Annotated in this window: 12 protein-coding genes; 7 read left to right on the forward strand and 5 right to left on the reverse strand. The window is 68.6% G+C overall.

Features of this window, described 5'->3' with window-relative positions; genetic code table 11:
• The first annotated feature begins 154 nt into the window (after positions 1-154).
• The 6 genes from flhB to AC1DFU_RS00495 all read left to right on the forward strand — a co-directional run bounded on the left by flhB (position 155) and on the right by AC1DFU_RS00495 (position 8,034).
• Positions 155-1,297 (forward strand): flagellar biosynthesis protein FlhB, encoded by a 1,143-nt coding sequence (flhB, locus tag AC1DFU_RS00470; RefSeq protein ID WP_092295889.1) that lies wholly within the window; start codon positions 155-157, stop codon positions 1,295-1,297.
• On the forward strand, positions 1,294-3,381 hold the full coding sequence (flhA, locus tag AC1DFU_RS00475) for a flagellar biosynthesis protein FlhA (protein WP_092295886.1): 2,088 nt from the start codon (positions 1,294-1,296) through the stop codon (positions 3,379-3,381). The genes flhB and flhA overlap by 4 nt, the downstream gene beginning before the upstream one ends.
• A 9-nt stretch (positions 3,382-3,390) precedes the next feature.
• Positions 3,391-5,940: a flagellar biosynthesis GTPase FlhF gene (gene flhF, locus AC1DFU_RS00480; RefSeq protein ID WP_092295883.1), complete on the forward strand. Its 2,550-nt coding sequence runs from the start codon at positions 3,391-3,393 to the stop codon at positions 5,938-5,940.
• 12 nt (positions 5,941-5,952) lie between these two features.
• Positions 5,953-6,756 carry a MinD/ParA family ATP-binding protein gene (locus tag AC1DFU_RS00485; protein ID WP_092296232.1) on the forward strand — a complete coding sequence of 268 codons (804 nt, stop codon included), beginning with the start codon at positions 5,953-5,955 and terminating at the stop codon, positions 6,754-6,756.
• Between the two features lie 109 nt (positions 6,757-6,865).
• The gene (locus AC1DFU_RS00490) at positions 6,866-7,582 is read left to right on the forward strand and encodes an RNA polymerase sigma factor FliA (protein ID WP_092295880.1); all 717 of its coding nucleotides are present in this window, start codon (positions 6,866-6,868) and stop codon (positions 7,580-7,582) included.
• On the forward strand, positions 7,582-8,034 hold the full coding sequence (locus AC1DFU_RS00495) for a flagellar protein FlhE (RefSeq protein ID WP_255370854.1): 453 nt from the start codon (positions 7,582-7,584) through the stop codon (positions 8,032-8,034). The genes AC1DFU_RS00490 and AC1DFU_RS00495 overlap by 1 nt, the downstream gene beginning before the upstream one ends.
• A 26-nt stretch (positions 8,035-8,060) precedes the next feature.
• On the opposite strand, the gene AC1DFU_RS00500 is transcribed toward AC1DFU_RS00495, so the two are convergent.
• Together AC1DFU_RS00500 and AC1DFU_RS00505 are read right to left on the reverse strand one after the other, a co-directional pair.
• Complete coding sequence (locus tag AC1DFU_RS00500; RefSeq protein WP_092295877.1) at positions 8,061-9,017, reverse strand: tripartite tricarboxylate transporter substrate-binding protein; 957 nt, start codon at positions 9,015-9,017, stop codon at positions 8,061-8,063.
• Positions 9,018-9,066: 49 nt separating this feature from the next.
• Entirely contained in the window at positions 9,067-10,176 is a 1,110-nt protein-coding gene (locus tag AC1DFU_RS00505) for a TauD/TfdA family dioxygenase (RefSeq protein ID WP_441592645.1), read from the reverse strand.
• Between the two features lie 143 nt (positions 10,177-10,319).
• Between AC1DFU_RS00505 and AC1DFU_RS00510 the strand changes: the two genes are divergently transcribed.
• Entirely contained in the window at positions 10,320-11,198 is an 879-nt protein-coding gene (locus tag AC1DFU_RS00510) for a LysR family transcriptional regulator (protein WP_092295872.1), read from the forward strand.
• On the opposite strand, the gene AC1DFU_RS00515 is transcribed toward AC1DFU_RS00510, so the two are convergent.
• The 3 genes from AC1DFU_RS00515 to AC1DFU_RS00525 form a co-directional block, all read right to left on the reverse strand.
• Positions 11,195-11,548, reverse strand: coding sequence for a DUF1428 domain-containing protein (locus tag AC1DFU_RS00515; RefSeq protein WP_092295869.1), 354 nt, complete (start codon positions 11,546-11,548; stop codon positions 11,195-11,197). The two genes, AC1DFU_RS00510 and AC1DFU_RS00515, sit on opposite strands and share 4 nt — an antisense overlap.
• A 68-nt stretch (positions 11,549-11,616) precedes the next feature.
• Positions 11,617-13,554: a hybrid sensor histidine kinase/response regulator gene (locus AC1DFU_RS00520; RefSeq protein WP_177219944.1), complete on the reverse strand. Its 1,938-nt coding sequence runs from the start codon at positions 13,552-13,554 to the stop codon at positions 11,617-11,619.
• Between the two features lie 108 nt (positions 13,555-13,662).
• The gene (locus AC1DFU_RS00525; protein WP_092295863.1) at positions 13,663-15,906 is read right to left on the reverse strand and encodes an NADP-dependent isocitrate dehydrogenase; all 2,244 of its coding nucleotides are present in this window, start codon (positions 15,904-15,906) and stop codon (positions 13,663-13,665) included.
• Between the last annotated feature and the right edge of the window lie 147 nt (positions 15,907-16,053).

Consider the following 16,053-nt stretch of genomic DNA (forward strand, 5'->3'; position numbering starts at 1 on the left):
AGGTCGGTACCCCCCGGGCCGTTAACTCCGCTGCCCCCCTCATTCCTGAAACAGGCACCTGTTTCCCTCCCTTTTCCCCTGAATGCCAGCGCCCCCGGGATTTGATAATCCTCGCTGACGAAGTGCCGCCTGCGCGCTTCGCGTTGGAGCGTCCATGTCCGAGGAAAGCGATCTCGAGAAAACCGAACCCGCCTCACCCCGGCGCCTGGAAAAGGCGCGCGAGGAGGGGCAGGTGGTGCGTTCGCGCGAGCTCGGCACGTTCGTGATGCTGATGACGGGCGTGATCGGCCTGTGGGTCATGGGCGGCACGCTGGGCCGCCGGCTGGACGCCGTGATGCACAAGAGCCTGGCTTTCGAGCCGGCCACCGCGTTCGACACCAACCGCATGCTGTCGCAGTTTGGCATCGCCATCTGGGACAGCCTGCTGGCCTTCCTGCCGCTGCTGCTGATGTTCGGCGTGGCCGCGCTGATGGCCCCGCTGGCGCTGGGCGGCTGGCTGTTCGCGAGCAAGTCGTTCATGCCGGATTTCTCGCGCCTCTCCCCGCTGCAGGGGCTGGGCCGGATGTTCTCCTCGCATTCGCTGGTGGAACTCGGCAAGGCCATCGCCAAGTCGCTGCTGGTGGGCGGCGTGGGCGCCTGGATGGTCTGGCGCAAGCTGCCGGAGGCCGTGGCGCTGATGAACGCGCCCGTGCAGGAGGCGCTGCTGCACCTGATGGAGCTAGTGCTCTACGTGTGCGGCGTGGTGTCCGGCTCGCTGCTGCTGGTGGTGGCGCTGGACGTGCCCTGGCAGCTCTGGACGTTCTACAAGAAGCTCCGCATGACCAAGGAAGAGGTCAAGCAGGAGATGAAGGAAACCGATGGCGATCCGCACATCAAGGCCCGCATCCGGCAGCAGCAGCGGGCCATGGCGCGTCGCCGCATGATGACCGAGGTGCCCAAGGCCGATGTGGTGGTGACCAACCCCACGCACTTCGCCGTGGCGCTGCGCTATGAGGAAGGCGGCATGGGCGCGCCGCGCGTCGTCGCCAAGGGAACCGAGGAAGTGGCCGCTCGCATCCGCGAACTGGCCGCCGAACATCGCGTGCCGATCCTGTCCGCGCCGCCGCTGGCGCGGGCGCTGCACCGGCACGTGGAGCTGGGGCATGAAATCCCGGCGGGCCTGTATACCGCCGTGGCCGAGATCCTGGCCTGGGTCTATCAACTGAAACACTGGCACTACTCCAACGGTCCGCAGCCTTCGGGACCGACGGAGCTGGTGGTGCCGGACGAACTTGCCGTACCGGAAGCCCGCGCATGAACGCACTGACGAATTTCTTCAACATCCCGGGCCTGCGCTCGGGCGCCCAGCTGAAGGCGCTGGCAGGACCGCTGCTGATCGTCATGATCCTCGGCATGATGATCCTGCCGCTGCCCGCGTTCGTGCTGGACCTGCTGTTCACGTTCAACATCGCGCTGTCCATCATGGTGCTGCTGGTGGGCATGTACACCCGCACGGCGCTGGACTTCGCGGCGTTCCCGGCCGTGCTGCTGTTCTCCACGCTGCTGCGCCTGTCGCTGAACGTGGCCTCCACGCGCGTGGTGCTGCTGGAGGGCCATACCGGCCCGGACGCCGCCGGCAAGGTGATCGAGGCCTTCGGCCACTTCCTGGTGGGCGGCAACTTCGCGGTGGGTATCGTGGTGTTCGCCATCCTGGTGGTGATCAACTTCATGGTGATCACCAAGGGTGCGGGCCGTATCGCTGAAGTGGGTGCGCGCTTCATGCTCGATGCCATGCCCGGCAAGCAGATGGCCATCGACGCGGACCTGAACGCCGGCCTGATCAACGAGGAAGGCGCCCGCAAGCGCCGTACCGAAGTGGCGCAGGAGTCCGACTTCTACGGTGCCATGGACGGTGCCTCGAAGTTCGTGCGCGGCGACGCCATCGCCGGGCTGATCATCATGTTCATCAACGTCGCGGCCGGCATGGTCGTGGGCATGGTGCAGCATGACCTGGACTTCGGCACCGCGGTGCATAACTACACGCTGCTGACCATCGGCGATGGCCTGGTCGCGCAGATCCCGGCGCTGGTGATCTCCACCGCCGCCGGTGTGATCGTCTCGCGCGTGTCGAACGAGCAGGACGTCGGCCAGCAGCTTACCGGCCAGCTCTTCTCGAACCCGCGCGTCATGTTCCTGACCGCCGGCATCATCGGCGCGATGGGCATCATCCCCGGCATGCCGCACTTCGCCTTCCTGCTGCTGGCCGGCGCGATGGCCTGGTTCGGCCGCTACATGCTGCGCCGCGACGCCGTGCAGGCCGAGACCAAGGTCCGCGAAGAGCGCAAGCCGGCCGTGGCCGCAGAAGCCGCCGAAGCCACGTGGGAAGACGTGACGATGGTCGACCCGCTGGGCATGGAAGTGGGCTACCGCCTGATCACGCTGGTGGACCGCGGCCAGAACGGCGAACTGCTGGGCCGTATCAAGAGCATCCGCAAGAAGATTGCGCAGGACATCGGCTTCCTGGTGCCGGTGGTGCATATCCGCGACAACCTCGAACTCAAGCCCAACGCCTACCGCATCACGCTCAAGGGCGTGGAGATTGGCAGCGGCGAGGCCACGCCGGGCCAGTGGATGGCCATCAACCCCGGCCAGGTCAGCGGCACGCTGCCGGGCCCGGTCACGCGCGACCCCGCTTTCGGCCTGCCGGCGGTGTGGATCGACGCCAGCCTCAAGGAGCAGGCGCAGGCCTACGGCTACACCGTGGTCGACGCCAGCACCGTGGTGGCCACCCACCTGAACCACCTGATCCAGATGCACGCCTCCGAGCTGCTGGGGCGCCAGGAAGTGCAGTCGCTGCTGGACCGCATCGCCAAGGAATCGCCGAAGCTGACCGAAGACCTCGTGCCGAAGACGATCTCGCTGACCGGCCTGCAGAAGGTGCTGCAGAACCTGCTGGACGAAGGTGTGCCGATCCGCGACATGCGCACGATCCTCGACGTGGTGGCCGAGCACGCCACCAAGGTCAGCGAGCCTACCGAACTCACGGCGCTGGTGCGCGTGGCGCTGGGCCGGGCCATCACGCAGCAGCTGTTCCCGAACAATGCTGACCTGCAGGTCATCAGCCTCGACGCCGGCCTGGAACGCGTGCTGACGCAGGCGCTGGCCAACGGCGGCGGCATCGAGCCGGGCCTGGCCGATGCGCTGCTCCAGCAGGCGCAGGGCGCGGTCGGCCGCCAGGAGCAGATGGGTCTCGACCCCGTGCTGCTGGTGCCGTCCCCGCTGCGGCCGCTGATGGCGCGCTTCCTGCGCCGTACGCTGCCCCAACTGAAGGTGCTGTCGCATGCCGAAGTCCCGGACAACCGCAACATCCGCATTACCGCAATGATCGGCGGCGCGGCGTAAGGAACGAACATGAGCGTGGCGAAGTTTGTGGCGGCCAATGGCCGCGAAGCGATGCGCAAGGTGCGCGAGGCCATGGGCCCCGACGCCGTGGTGCTGTCCAACCGGGCCATCGAGGGCGGCGTGGAAATTGTGGCGATGCGCGATGCGGACCTGGGCGCCGTCAGCGCCACGGCGCAGCCGTACGCGCCATCCGCGTCATCGGCGTCATCGGCATCGATGCTGTCGATGAGCCCGATGGCGCCGCTGTCTTCGATGCCCCCGTCGTCCTCGATGTCTCAGTTCGCACCGGCCCCGATCGCACAGATGCCGTCGATGATGACCGCCGACGCGTCCGACCCGGCCGCGCTGGGGGACCTGCGCGGCGAGCTGGCCTCGATGCGCAGCATGCTGGAGCGCCAGTTCGCCGGCCTGGCCAACACGCCCGCCGGCGTGGCCGCTGGCGACCCGCTACGCGAGTCGCTGTTCGAATGGCTCGTCAACGCCGGCTTCTCGGGCCAGCTTTCGCGCACGTTGCTCGCCCACCTGCCAGTCGGCACGGACCGTCCGGCCGCGATGGCCTGGATCCGCCAGGAGCTGGCCCGCAAGGTGCCGGTGCTGGCCGATGAGGACACGCTGTTCGCGCAGGGCGGCGTGCTCGCGCTGATCGGCCCGACCGGCGTCGGCAAGACCACCACCACCGCCAAGCTGGCCGCGCGCTTCGTGCTGCGCCACGGCCCGGGCAAGCTCGCGCTGCTGACCACCGACCGCTTCCGGATCGGCGCGCACGAACAACTGCGTATCTATGGCGACATCCTCGGCGTGCCCGTGCATGCCGTGAAGGACGCCGCCGACCTGCGCTTCGCGCTGTCGGCCATGAAGGACAAGCACCTCGTCATCATCGACACGGTGGGCATGAGCCAGCGCGACCGCAGCCTGTCCGACCAGATCTCGATGCTGGCCGGCGTGCAGGCCCCGATGCAGCGTGTGCTGCTGCTCAACGGCGCCGCGCACGGCGACACGCTCAATGAAGTCGTGCACGCCTACCGCAACGACACCGCTGGCGACGCCGCCGGTATCGACGGCTGCATCATCAGCAAGCTGGACGAAGCCACCCACCTGGGCTCGGTGCTCGACGTGGTGATCCGCCACCGCCTGCCCGTGTTCTACGCCTCCACCGGCCAGCGCGTGCCGGAGCACCTCGAACTGGCTCAAGCCGATGCCCTGGTCGAACGTGCCTTCCTGACGCCGCGCCGTGGCTCGCTGTTCGCCGATGCCGATGTGGCGCGCCGCCAGGCCAGCGCCGCCGAGCCAGCCCAGACCGAGCGTGCCGGCGCCGACGATGTGCTGCGCTCGCTGACCGACAGCGCCAACGCCGTGGGCGTGTGCGTGGAGGAACTCAACGGCGCGCAGTACGGCTTCGACGTGGCCCGCTCGCTGTGGCAGCAACGCGGCGCCGGTGCGCCGGCGCTGCGCCAGATGGCCCAGCAGGTGCGCCTGTCGATGTGCCGCGACGCCAGCCGCGCGTGCGACCGCTACGTGCTCGCTGTGACCGGCACCGCCTCGCAGACCGTGCCGGGTCGCCGCGCCCCGCAACTGCTGCAACAGACGCTGTGGCTGGCCGACCGTGACGGCACGCCGCTGGCCACCACGGTGGTGCCCGCCGGCCGCACGCGCCAGTCGATGGCCGAAGCCGAGGCGGAAGCCGAAGCCGCCACCGTGCGCGCCACGCTGGCCGCCGCCCGCACCGTGGTCAACCTCAATGCCTCGCTGCCGTCCGCCGCCACGCTGGCGCGCTGGCAGCAACTGGGCGAACGCTGGGTGGCCGGCACGCGCAAGACCACGCGCGTGATTGCCGACGGCGCCGCCAACAAGCTCGACACCATTGCCGATACGCTGACCTTCCTCGCCATCGGCGACACCACCTGCCGCGACCGCGACGCCGTGCACTGGCTCGGCCACTGCATGGTGCGCGTGCCCGAAGGCCAGGTGCGCGCCGCCGCCCGTGGCCGTGGCCAGGGGGCCGGCGCCGAGGCCGGCACCGAGGCTTGCCTCGTGGTGTCCCGGCTGGTCGATCGAGAAACCGGCGACATGCTGTCCGTGGACTACGTGCTGTGCGACCCGGCGCTGGCCGACGTGGCCGCCCAGGTGGCCCGCTGGGCTCAGTGGACGCACCACGCGGAAGAGCAGTTCCGCACGCTGCGCCATGCGATGGAGCACTTCGCGCAGGGCAGCGAGGGCAACGGTGCGGGCGACGACGACACGCTCGGCACGCTGGTCTCGGTGCAGCTCGGCCTGACCGCGCTGCGCCTGCAACACAACCCGACGCCGACGGCGCCCGCGTTCCTGTCGCGCCTGGCTGGCCGCGCCACCGCCCGCGTCAACGCGCCGGTGTCCGGCGCCGTGCTCAACGAAGGCATGGGCCGCCTGCTGGCGCTGCTGGACGTGCTCGAGAACTACCCGGGCCGCAACGTGGCTTCGGCCCCGGCCCCGGCATTCGACGACACGCCCGACTCGGCGCGCCAGGCGATGGACGCCCTTGGTGCCAGTGCCGCCCGTCAACTGGCCCCCGCAGGAGAGTAAGCCTTGAACCTGATGGGCTCCGACCAGGCGGAAAGCCTGCGCCGCATGCTGGCACCGCGCGTCACCCGGCGTATCGCCGTGGTGGGCTGCGAGGCCGGCGCCGGTGCCACCACCGTGGCGCTCGGCCTGGCCAACGCGCTCGCCATGCAGGGCGAACGTGTGCTGCTGGCCGATGAAGACCGCGCCGCCGCGCGCGCCACCCGGCTTGCCGGCGCGGCGCCGAAGGCCACGCTGGCCGATGTGCTGGGCGGCCGGATGCCGTTCGACGCGGCGGCGGGCACCCGTGCCGCCAGCGGCGTGGCCGTGCTGCCGGCCGGCAACGTGCCCGCCGGCGCGCAGATCGACGACCGCGCCTTGCCGGGCATCCGCACGGTGCTGGTCGATGCGCAGTCGAGCGAGTCCGGCGCGCTGTCGCCCATGGCCGGCGCGGCGCACAACTTCGTGATCGTGATGCGGCCCGAGGCCACGTCGATCACCGCCGCCTACGCCTGCATCAAGCGGCTGCACCATGAATTTGCATGCCGTCACTTCCAGCTGATCGTCAATATGGCGGACAAGGAAGCGACGGTGATGGCCCTCTCGCGCAACCTGGCCCGCACGGCGAGCCAGTACCTGGGCGTGGAGGCAAGCCTGGCGGGCTACCTGCCGCTGGATCCGCTGGTGGCGCGTGCGCTGCAGCTGGGCCGCTGCGTCGTGGAGGCCTATCCGGCCGCCGCGGCCACCGGCGCGCTGCGCCACGTGGCCAGCGGCATCGGGGCATGGCCGCTGCGCCAGGAAGCAGTCTCTCCGGGGATGGCCGCGGCCGTTCCCGCCTGATACCAGAACAAGAAGTCGCAACAACCGGACCGACACTCAGCCAGCCAGTCCGCCCCGCAAGGAATGTGGGGCGCTGGCACCGAACCAAGTTATTACCGAGAATTCCACCATGTATACGATTCAGGGAAAGCTCGAACAGGCAGACGTGGTCAAGTCACATGCGCCGCTGGTGCGACGGATCGCGTTGCAACTGGCGGCCAAGCTGCCTGCCAGTGTCCAGATCGACGACCTGATCCAGGCCGGCATGATCGGCCTGCTCGACGCTGCCAAGCGCTATGAAGACAACCACGGCGCCCGCTTCGAGACCTACGCGAGCCAGCGCATCCGAGGCGCGATGCTCGACGAGGTGCGCGCCAACGACTGGCAGTCGCGCAGCCTGCGCCAGTTCACGCGCAAGATCGAGCGCACCCAGCGCAGCCTCGAACAGAAGCTCGGCCGCACGCCGATCGACTCCGAGGTGGCCAAGGAACTCGATATGGCGCTCGACGAATACCAGGAGCTGCTCAACGAGGTCTACGGCTGCCAGCTGCTGCACTACGAGGACTTCGAGCGCTCCGGCGAGGAAGACTTCCTGGACCGCCATCTCGGCGTGACCGACGACGGCAACCCGCTGACGGTGCTGATGGAGTCCGGCATGCGCGAGGCGCTGATCCGCGCCATCGACAAGCTGCCCGAGCGGGAAAAGCTGGTGCTGTCGCTGTGCTACGACCAGGAACTGAACCTGCGCGAGATTGGCGCGGTGCTGGAAGTGACCGAGTCACGCGTGTGCCAGATCCGCAGCCAGGCGATTACCCGCCTGCGCAACCAGCTGCGGGGTTTGCTGTAATGCGTGGCTGGCTGTCGATGACGGTGGCCGCGCTCTGCGGCTTCCTGCCGGCGATCCTGTCGGCGCAGGGCTTGACGAAGGCAACGCTCGAAATCGGCCCGTCGCGCCATGCCTGGACTGGCTCGGCGGTGGGCCCGATGATTGCGAACCGGGGCCAGCGCGCGCTGTCCGCGCCGATCGTGCCGGGCGGGGTGCTGCCGCAGTCGGCTGGCGTCATCACCGCGGTGCGCTGGCGTTACAGCTTCACGCGCGTGCCGCCGCCGGACCTGCAGGCCTACCTCTGCAATGCCGACCGCTGCGTGATGCTGCCGGGTGCCGAGGGCAAGACCAACGCCTTCGTTGGCGACGATGCCAGCAAGGGCTTCGTATTCGCCTTCCGCGTGCCGGGCAACGGCGGCCTGGCGCCGTCGCTGCAAGGGCGCAGCAACGAAGTGACGGTCAGCTTCCGCTAACCGTCCCGGGCTTTACATCTGCCGCCTCACGCCACGCGTGTGTGCGTGACGGCCACCACCTTCGCCCATCGCGCGATTTCCGCCTGCAGGAACTGCGCGAACTGGGCGGCGCTATTCCCCACTGGTACCAGACCTTCCCCCTGCAAGCGCTTGCGCATGGCCGGCGCCGCCACGGCCGCGCGGGCTGCCGTCTCCAGTTCCCGCACCATGTCCGGCGGCATGCCGGCCGGGCCGAGCAGGCCGTACCACGAGCTGTAGTCGAAGCCCGGCACGAGATCGGCAATCGGGGCGAGGTTCGGGAACGCCGCCAGCCGCTGCGGGCTGCTCACGCCGAGCCCCTTGAGCTTGCCGGCCACAAGCAGCGGCTGCACTGTGGCCACGTTGCCTAGCAGCAGGTCGGCCTGGCTGCCCACCACATCGGCCACAGCCGGGCCGGCGCCCTTGTACGGCACGCTGACGATGTCGATGCCGGCCTCGTGCTTGAGCATCTCCCCCGCCAGATGGTTGGCGCTGCCCACGCCGGCCACGGCGATGCTCAGCTTGCCCGGCTTCGACTTCGCCAGCGCCACCAGTTCGCGCAGGTTGCTGACGCCAAGGTCCGGGCGCGACACCAGGATCAGCGGCGAACTGGCGATCAGCGAGATCGGCGTGAAGTCCTTGATGGCGTCGAATGGCTTTTTCTCGAACAGCGCCGGATTGATCGCGTGGCTGGTGTAGCTCAGCAGCAGCGTGCCGCCATCGGGGTCCGCCTTGGCCACGGCGATGGCGGCGATATTGCCGGCCGCGCCGCCCCGGTTTTCGACGATGAAGGGATGCTTGAGCCGCTGCTCCAGCTCGGCCGACAGGGAGCGCGCGACGATGTCGGTGCCGCCGCCCGGCGTGGCGCCGACGAGGACTTTCGTGACGGCCGGCGCCGCCCGCGCCAGACCCGGGGGCAGGATCAGCGCCGCCGACAGCAGCGCGAGGAAATCGCGTCGTTCCATGGTTGTCTCCGTATTTATCTTTGTATTTTTTGTGGGGCGATGCTGGCGCCTAGGCCGTGGCGGGCTGGGCGGCTGGCGCCCACGGCATCAGCGGCATGCCCAGTGCGGCGGCCTGGCGGCGCTCGTAGGCGTCGAACTCGGCACTGCGCGCGCTGCCGCGCAGGCCACCCCGCACCGCACCCGCGCGGACGTCGGTGAAGTAGTCGGCCCACTCGTCCGGTAGCGGCTGGGCGCCCGGTACGGCCAGCCAGAGCCGCAGCAGGTGGCGCTTGCGGTCGAACTCCTCGTAGTCCTCGAAATTCGTGCGCGAATGCACGGTGACATAGTTGTTCAGCAGTTGCAGGTCGCCCTGTTCGAGCTGCATCGAGAAGCACAGGCTCGGGTCGGTCAGTAGCGCGTCCAGTTCGTCGAGGGCCGCTTCCTGGGCCGCCGTCAGGCGCGGCACATCGTCGAAGTCGCGCTGGGCGGCCACCACGTTCTTGCGGTTGGTGCGCATGGCGAAGGCCCAAGGATGGTTGCCGAGGATGGTGCAGACATAGTGCGGCGGCTGGGCGGGATCCTGCGCGCCCTGGTAGCTGTAGTGGAACGGGGCGTGGAGCACGGCTTCGAGGTCCGGGCGGCGGCGCAGCATGGCGTCGCGCAGGGCGATCGAGCTGACTACCTTGCTTGCGCCGCCGCTGCGGGCCGCGCGGCGGCACAGCAGGCCGACCACGTCGCAGGAATCGGTGTGGAAGTCGAGGCCGGCGTTGGTGTTGTAGCCGCGGCCGTTCTTGCCCTTGTACGCGGCGCCCACGTCGCGCACATCGTTCATGAAGTCGCTGGCGCGGTTCTGCGTGCGCGCCACGCCCATGTGCAGGCCCATGCCCCAGTAGGCGAGGCGGGTCTCGTCCTCGGTCCAGCGGTGCACGGGAAAGCCCTTCAGCAGGCACATGCCCCAGCGGCCCTGCGTGGTGTCGATGGCGCGGGCCAGCGCGTCGCGGGCGGCGGCGTCGAGCGGGAAGTCATCGGCGGTCATCTCCAGCAGCGGCTTGTCCAGCGCGATGGCGTGGGTGAGGGCGGTGTCGAAGCTGGCCACTTCGGCAGCGGAGAGGCGCTGGATCCAGGAGGTGTCGCGGTCGGCATCGGCGGCCAGCCACGCGGTGGGACGATAGGCGGTCATGGGGCGGTGTCTCGGAGTCTTATGGAAGGGACGTCTGGGCGCGGGCGCTGGGGGGCGCCTTGCATGACGTCGTGCAGCCAGTCTAAGCTTCAGAACAGCTAAGAAAAAGTGACGTTCCTTGACGTCGCTGATAAGGAAAACTGATGAAGCTGGAGACCTTCGCCACCCTCGCTGCCGTGATCGAGGAGGGCTCGTTCGCGGCGGCTGCCGCCACGATGCACCTCACGCCGAGCGCGGTCAGCATGCAGATGAAGCAACTGGAGCAGTATGTCGGCCAGCCGCTGTTCGATCGATCCGGCCTGCAGGTACGGCCCACCGCCGTGGCCCGCGAGGTGGCCGCCGCCATGGAGGGCGGGCTGCGCTACCTCCATGCGCTGCGGCGCCGGGTGTCCGTGGCCGTGGAGGGTTCGGTGCGGCTCGGGGTGATCGAATCGATCCAGCCGGTGCTGCTGCCGGGCACGCTGCGCTACCTGCGCGATCACTACCCGAAGCTGCGCGTGCGGCCGGTGCGCGGCCGCAGCGCCGGGCTGCTGGATCTGGTCAAGGCGGGGCAACTCGATGCGGCGGTGGTGGCCCGGCCCGAAACCGGCCGCCTGGCGAGCCTGCGCTGGCATCCGGTCGGCACGCGGGAGATGGTGCTGATCGCCCCGCCGGACGCCGGGGAGGCCAGCGCGGCCGAGCTGCTTGCCCGCTACGACTGGATCCGCTACGACCGCGCCACCGTCACCGGCGCCATGGCGGCGCGGTACGTGCACGGGGTGATGCCGGAGAAACGCAGTGCGATGGAGTTCGACAGCGTCATCGCCATCGTCGCCATGGTCAGCGCGGGGCTGGGCGTTTCCGTGGTGCAGTTGATGGACCCGACGGTCTGCGACCGCTACCCGGTGCGGCGCGTGCGGCTGGGGGCCGACGCGCCGACGCTGCAGATCTCGCTCGTGTCGCGCAAGGCGGACGAGGACAGCCGGGTGCTGCAGGCGCTCACGGAGGCCGTGGAGCGCACCTTGCTGCCGGGCGTCCGCTAGGCGTCCACGATGACCTCGAAGCCGCCGAAGATCATGCGCTGGCCGTCGAACGGCATCGGATCCATGCCTTCCTTGAGCCGCTCGTCGGCCATCGCGGCGGCCATGCCCTTGTCGCGCGCCTCGCGCGACGGCCACAGGATCCACGAGAACACCACCGCCTCGTCGTCCTTGCGCTGAACGGCCATGGTGAACGAGGTGACCTTGCCTTCCGGCACGTCGTCGCCCCAGCACTCCACCACCTTCAGCGCGCCGTGCTCCTTGAACACGGTGGACGCCTTCTGCGCCACCTGCCGGTAGGTTTCCCGATTGGCCGTCTTCACGGCCAGCACGAATCCGTCGATGTATGCCATGGCACTCGCTCCGCTGGGTCTTGGGCTTATCACCATAGACCATGGCCGTGACGTATGACGAATAGTGCCTATTTAGGGGGCGATGCAGCGCCGCCGCAATTGGCGAGGAGCGCCAGCAAGGCCTCCAGCCCCACCGGCTTCACGAGGTGGGCGTCGAAACCATGCGCGCGGGTGCGGTCGCGGTCGGCGGCCTGGCCCCAGCCGGTCAGCGCGACCAGCATCACCGGGCGGTCGCGCCAGGTCTGGCGGATGCGCGTGGCCACCTCGTAGCCATCCATCGACGGCATGCCGAGGTCCAGCAGCACCACGTCCGGCCACCATTGGGCGAGGGCCTCCAGCGCGCTCGCGCCATCGTAGGCCACCGTGGCGGTCGCGCCGTACATGTCCAGCAGCATCGCCACGCTGTCGGCGGCATCGCGGTTGTCGTCCACCACCAGCACGCGCACCGGGTTGGGCAGCGAGCCGGGCCGGCTTTTCGCGTCGTCAGCCGCGGCGGGGCCATCGCTGGCCGGCAGCGAGACGGTGAAGGTGCTGCCGAGCCCCAGCCCGGGGCTGGCGGCCTGGACGTCGCCGCCATGCATCTGCGCCAGCTTGCGCGTCGTGGCGAGCCCGATGCCGAGCCCGCCCTGCGAGCGCGGCGCGTTCTTGTCGAACTGGCCGAACAGCGCGAACAGCCGCCCCAGATGCCCGGGCGGGATGCCGATGCCGGTGTCGGCCACGGCGGCGTGGATGCCGGCGGCGTCGCGCCACGCGTGCACGTCGATGCGTCCACCAGGGTCGGTGTAGCGCACCGCGTTCGCCAGCAGGTTGCCGAGGATCTGCGCCAGCCGCACCGCGTCGCCGAGCACCGGCAGCGGGGTGTCGGCCGGCTGGAGCGTCAGCACGTGGCCCGCCTGGATGGCGGCGGGGCGGGCGGCCTCCACGGCATTGCGCAGCACGTCGGCGAAGTCGAGCGGCTCAACCTTCAGCTCGATCACGCCGCGCGTGATGCGCGAGACCTCCATCAGCTCGTCGATCAGCCGCATCATGTGCTCCACCTGCCGGTCGAGCATGGCCTGGAGGCGCGGCGCGTCCATCCGGGTGGCAGCGGCGGCCTGGAGCTGGAGCGCATTGTGGATGGTGGCCAGCGGGTTGCGTAGCTCGTGGGCCAGCGTGGCGAGGAATTCGTCCTTGCGGGCGTCGGCCTCGCGCAGGATGGCTTCGGCCTGCTTGCGCACCGTGATGTCGAGCGCCGTACCCAGCACATTGGCTTGATGCCGCCGGCGACCCTCGCCCTCGAACTCGACCTGTCCATTGGCCGCGTGCCAGTGCTCGCTGCCATCGGGCCAGAGGATGCGGTAGTCCACCTCGAAGCCGCCGCCACCACTCTCGTCGGCCGTGGCGATGGCGGTTTCCACGGCCTGCAGCAGCCGGGGCCGGTCATCGGGGTGCACGCGCTGGAGGGTCTCGGCCAGCGGCATGACTTCGGCCTCGCCGCCGCCGCGCAGCTCGCGCATGCGCGCATCCATATAGACCAGCCCGGTTTCCGTGTCCTGCCGGAAGGTGCCGAGCCGGGCGATGGCCACGGCCAGTTGTGCCTGGGTTTCGGTCTTGCGCAGCGCCGCCTCGGCCTCGCGCCGGGCGGTGATGTCGCGGAACAGGACGCCGACCAGCGGGCGCACCCCATCGCCCACGCGGAAGGCGTAGACCTCGAACCAGCGGTCCAGCGCGCGCGCCTGCTCGACGAAGCGACGCGGATGGCCGCGCAGCGCCACCTCGCCATAGATCTCGAACCAGTGGGCCTCGTGCCCGGGTGCGAGGTCGCGCATATTGCGGCCCTGCGCCTGATGCAGCCCGGTCTGGGCCTCGAACACGTGGTTGACGGTGACGAAGCGGTAGTCGATCGCCCGGTCGCCGTCGAAGATCACCTCGATGACGCAGAACGCCTGGTCGATCGCGTCCGCCAGCGCGTGGAAGGCGGCGCTGTCTAGGCCGGCGGCGGCGAGGGCATGCGGGGATTCCTGCACGATGTGGCTTGCCTGGTGGTCAATGCAAAAACGGCCGGCACCACGCATTGCGCGGGTCCGGCCGTTCCGGCGATTCCGCCCCGGGTGCCGGGGCGGAGGGAGCAGTCATCAGCCCTTCACGGCCTCCAGGGCCGCGTTGAGCGTCTTGCTCGGGCGCATCACCGCGTCCAGCTTGTCGAAGTCAGGCTTGTAGTAGCCGCCGATGTCGGCTGCCTTGCCCTGCACGTCCGACAGCTCGCCGACAATGGTCTTCTCGTTGTCGGTCAGCGTCTTGGCCAGCGGTGCGAAGGTCTTGGCCAGTTCGGCGTCGTCCTTCTGCGCGGCCAGTTCCTGGGCCCAGTACATGGCCAGGTAGAACTGGCTGCCGCGGTTGTCGAGCTGGCCGGTCTTCGGCGACGGGCTCTTGTTGTTGTCGAGCAGCTTGCCCGTGGCGGCGTCCAGCGTCTTGGCCAGCACCTTGGCGCGGGCGTTGCCGGACTTGATGCCCAGCTCTTCCAGCGACACGGCCAGGGCCAGGAACTCGCCCAGCGAATCCCAGCGCAGGTGGTTCTCTTCCACCAGCTGGGCCACGTGCTTCGGAGCCGAACCGCCGGCGCCGGTCTCGTACAGGCCGCCACCGGCCATCAGCGGCACGATCGACAGCATCTTGGCGCTGGTGCCCAGTTCCATGATCGGGAACAGGTCGGTCAGGTAGTCGCGCAGGATGTTGCCGGTCACCGAGATGGTGTCCAGGCCGCGGATCACGCGTTCCAGCGTGTAGCGCATGGCGCGCACCTGCGACATGATCTGGATGTCCAGGCCGTTGGTGTCGTAGTCCTTCAGGTAGGTTTCCACCTTCTTGATCAGCTCGGCCTCGTGCGGACGGTACGGGTCCAGCCAGAACACGGCCGGCGTGCCCGAGTTGCGGGCGCGGGTCACGGCCAGCTTCACCCAGTCGCGGATCGGGGCGTCCTTGACCTGGCACATGCGCCAGATGTCGCCCTGCTCGACCTTCTGCGTCAGCGCCGTCAGCACTTCATTGGTGGCGTTGTCGACGATGCGGGCCTCGCCGTCTTCGGCAATCTCGAACGTCTTGTCGTGCGAGCCGTACTCTTCGGCCTTCTGCGCCATCAGGCCGACGTTCGGCACCGTGCCCATCGTCACCGGGTCAAAGGCGCCGTTGGTCTTGCAGAAGTTGATGATTTCCTGGTAGATCCGGGCGAAGGTCGATTCCGGGATCAGGCACTTGGTGTCCTTGGTGCGCCCGTCGGCGCCCCACATCTTGCCGCCGATACGGATCATGGCCGGCATCGAGGCATCGACGATCACGTCGTTCGGTGCGTGCAGGTTCGAGATGCCCTTGGCCGAATCCACCATCGCCAGTTCCGGGCGATGTTCGTGGCAGGCGTGCATGTCGCGGATGACTTCCTCGCGCTTCGACTCCGGCAGGGCCTCGATCTTGGTGTACAGGTCCACCAGGCCGTTGTTCACGTTCACGCCCAGTTCGTCGAACAGCTTCTGGTGCTTGGCGAAGGCGTCCTTGTAGAAGACCTTCACGGCGTGGCCGAACACGATCGGGTGCGACACCTTCATCATGGTCGCCTTCACGTGCAGGCTCAGCATGACGCCGGTCTTGCGCGCGTCTTCCATCTGTTCTTCGTAGAAGGCCAGCAGGGCCTTCTTGCTCATGAACATGCTGTCGATGACTTCGCCGTCCAGCAGGGCCACCTTCGACTTCAGGACGATGGTCTTGCCGCTCTTGGTGACCAGTTCCATGCGCACGTCACGTGCGCGGTCCAGCGTGATCGACTTTTCACCGTGGTAGAAGTCGCCATGCTTCATGTGCGCCACGTGGGTGCGCGAAGCCATGCTCCAGTCGCCCATGCTGTGCGGGTGCTTGCGGGCGAAGTTCTTCACGGCGGCCGGTGCGCGGCGGTCGGAGTTGCCTTCGCGCAGCACGGGGTTCACGGCGCTGCCCAGGCACTTGGAGTAGCGCTTCTGGATGGCCTTTTCTTCGTCGTTCTTCGGATCTTCCGGGTAGTCGGGGATCTTGTAGCCCTTCGACTGGAGTTCCTTGATCGCGCTGACGAGCTGGAACAGCGAGGCGCTGATGTTCGGCAGCTTGATGATGTTGGTGTCCGGCAGCAGCGTCAGGCGGCCCAGTTCGGCCAGGTTGTCCGGCACGCGCTGCTCTTCGGTCAGGAATTCGGGGAATTCGCCCAGGATGCGGCCAGCCACCGAGATGTCGCTGGTCTCGACGTTCACGCCAGCCGGGGCTGCGAACGTGCGGATGATGGGCAGGAAGGCACTGGTCGCCAGCAGCGGAGCTTCGTCGGTCAGGGTGTAGATGATGGTTGGCTGCTGGGTACTCATTGCTTATCTCGCATCAAGAATCAGGTTGGAAAATGCCCCGGGTGGGTCACAGCCGGGGGCAAGACCCGAATTTTGCCTTATTTTTGGTGTCGGGAGGGGCGAACCATTGCGGTTTTTGCGCGGATGTATGCAAAGGCATTCAGATGT

It is taken from the genome of Cupriavidus sp. 10L45 (assembly GCF_056395225.1).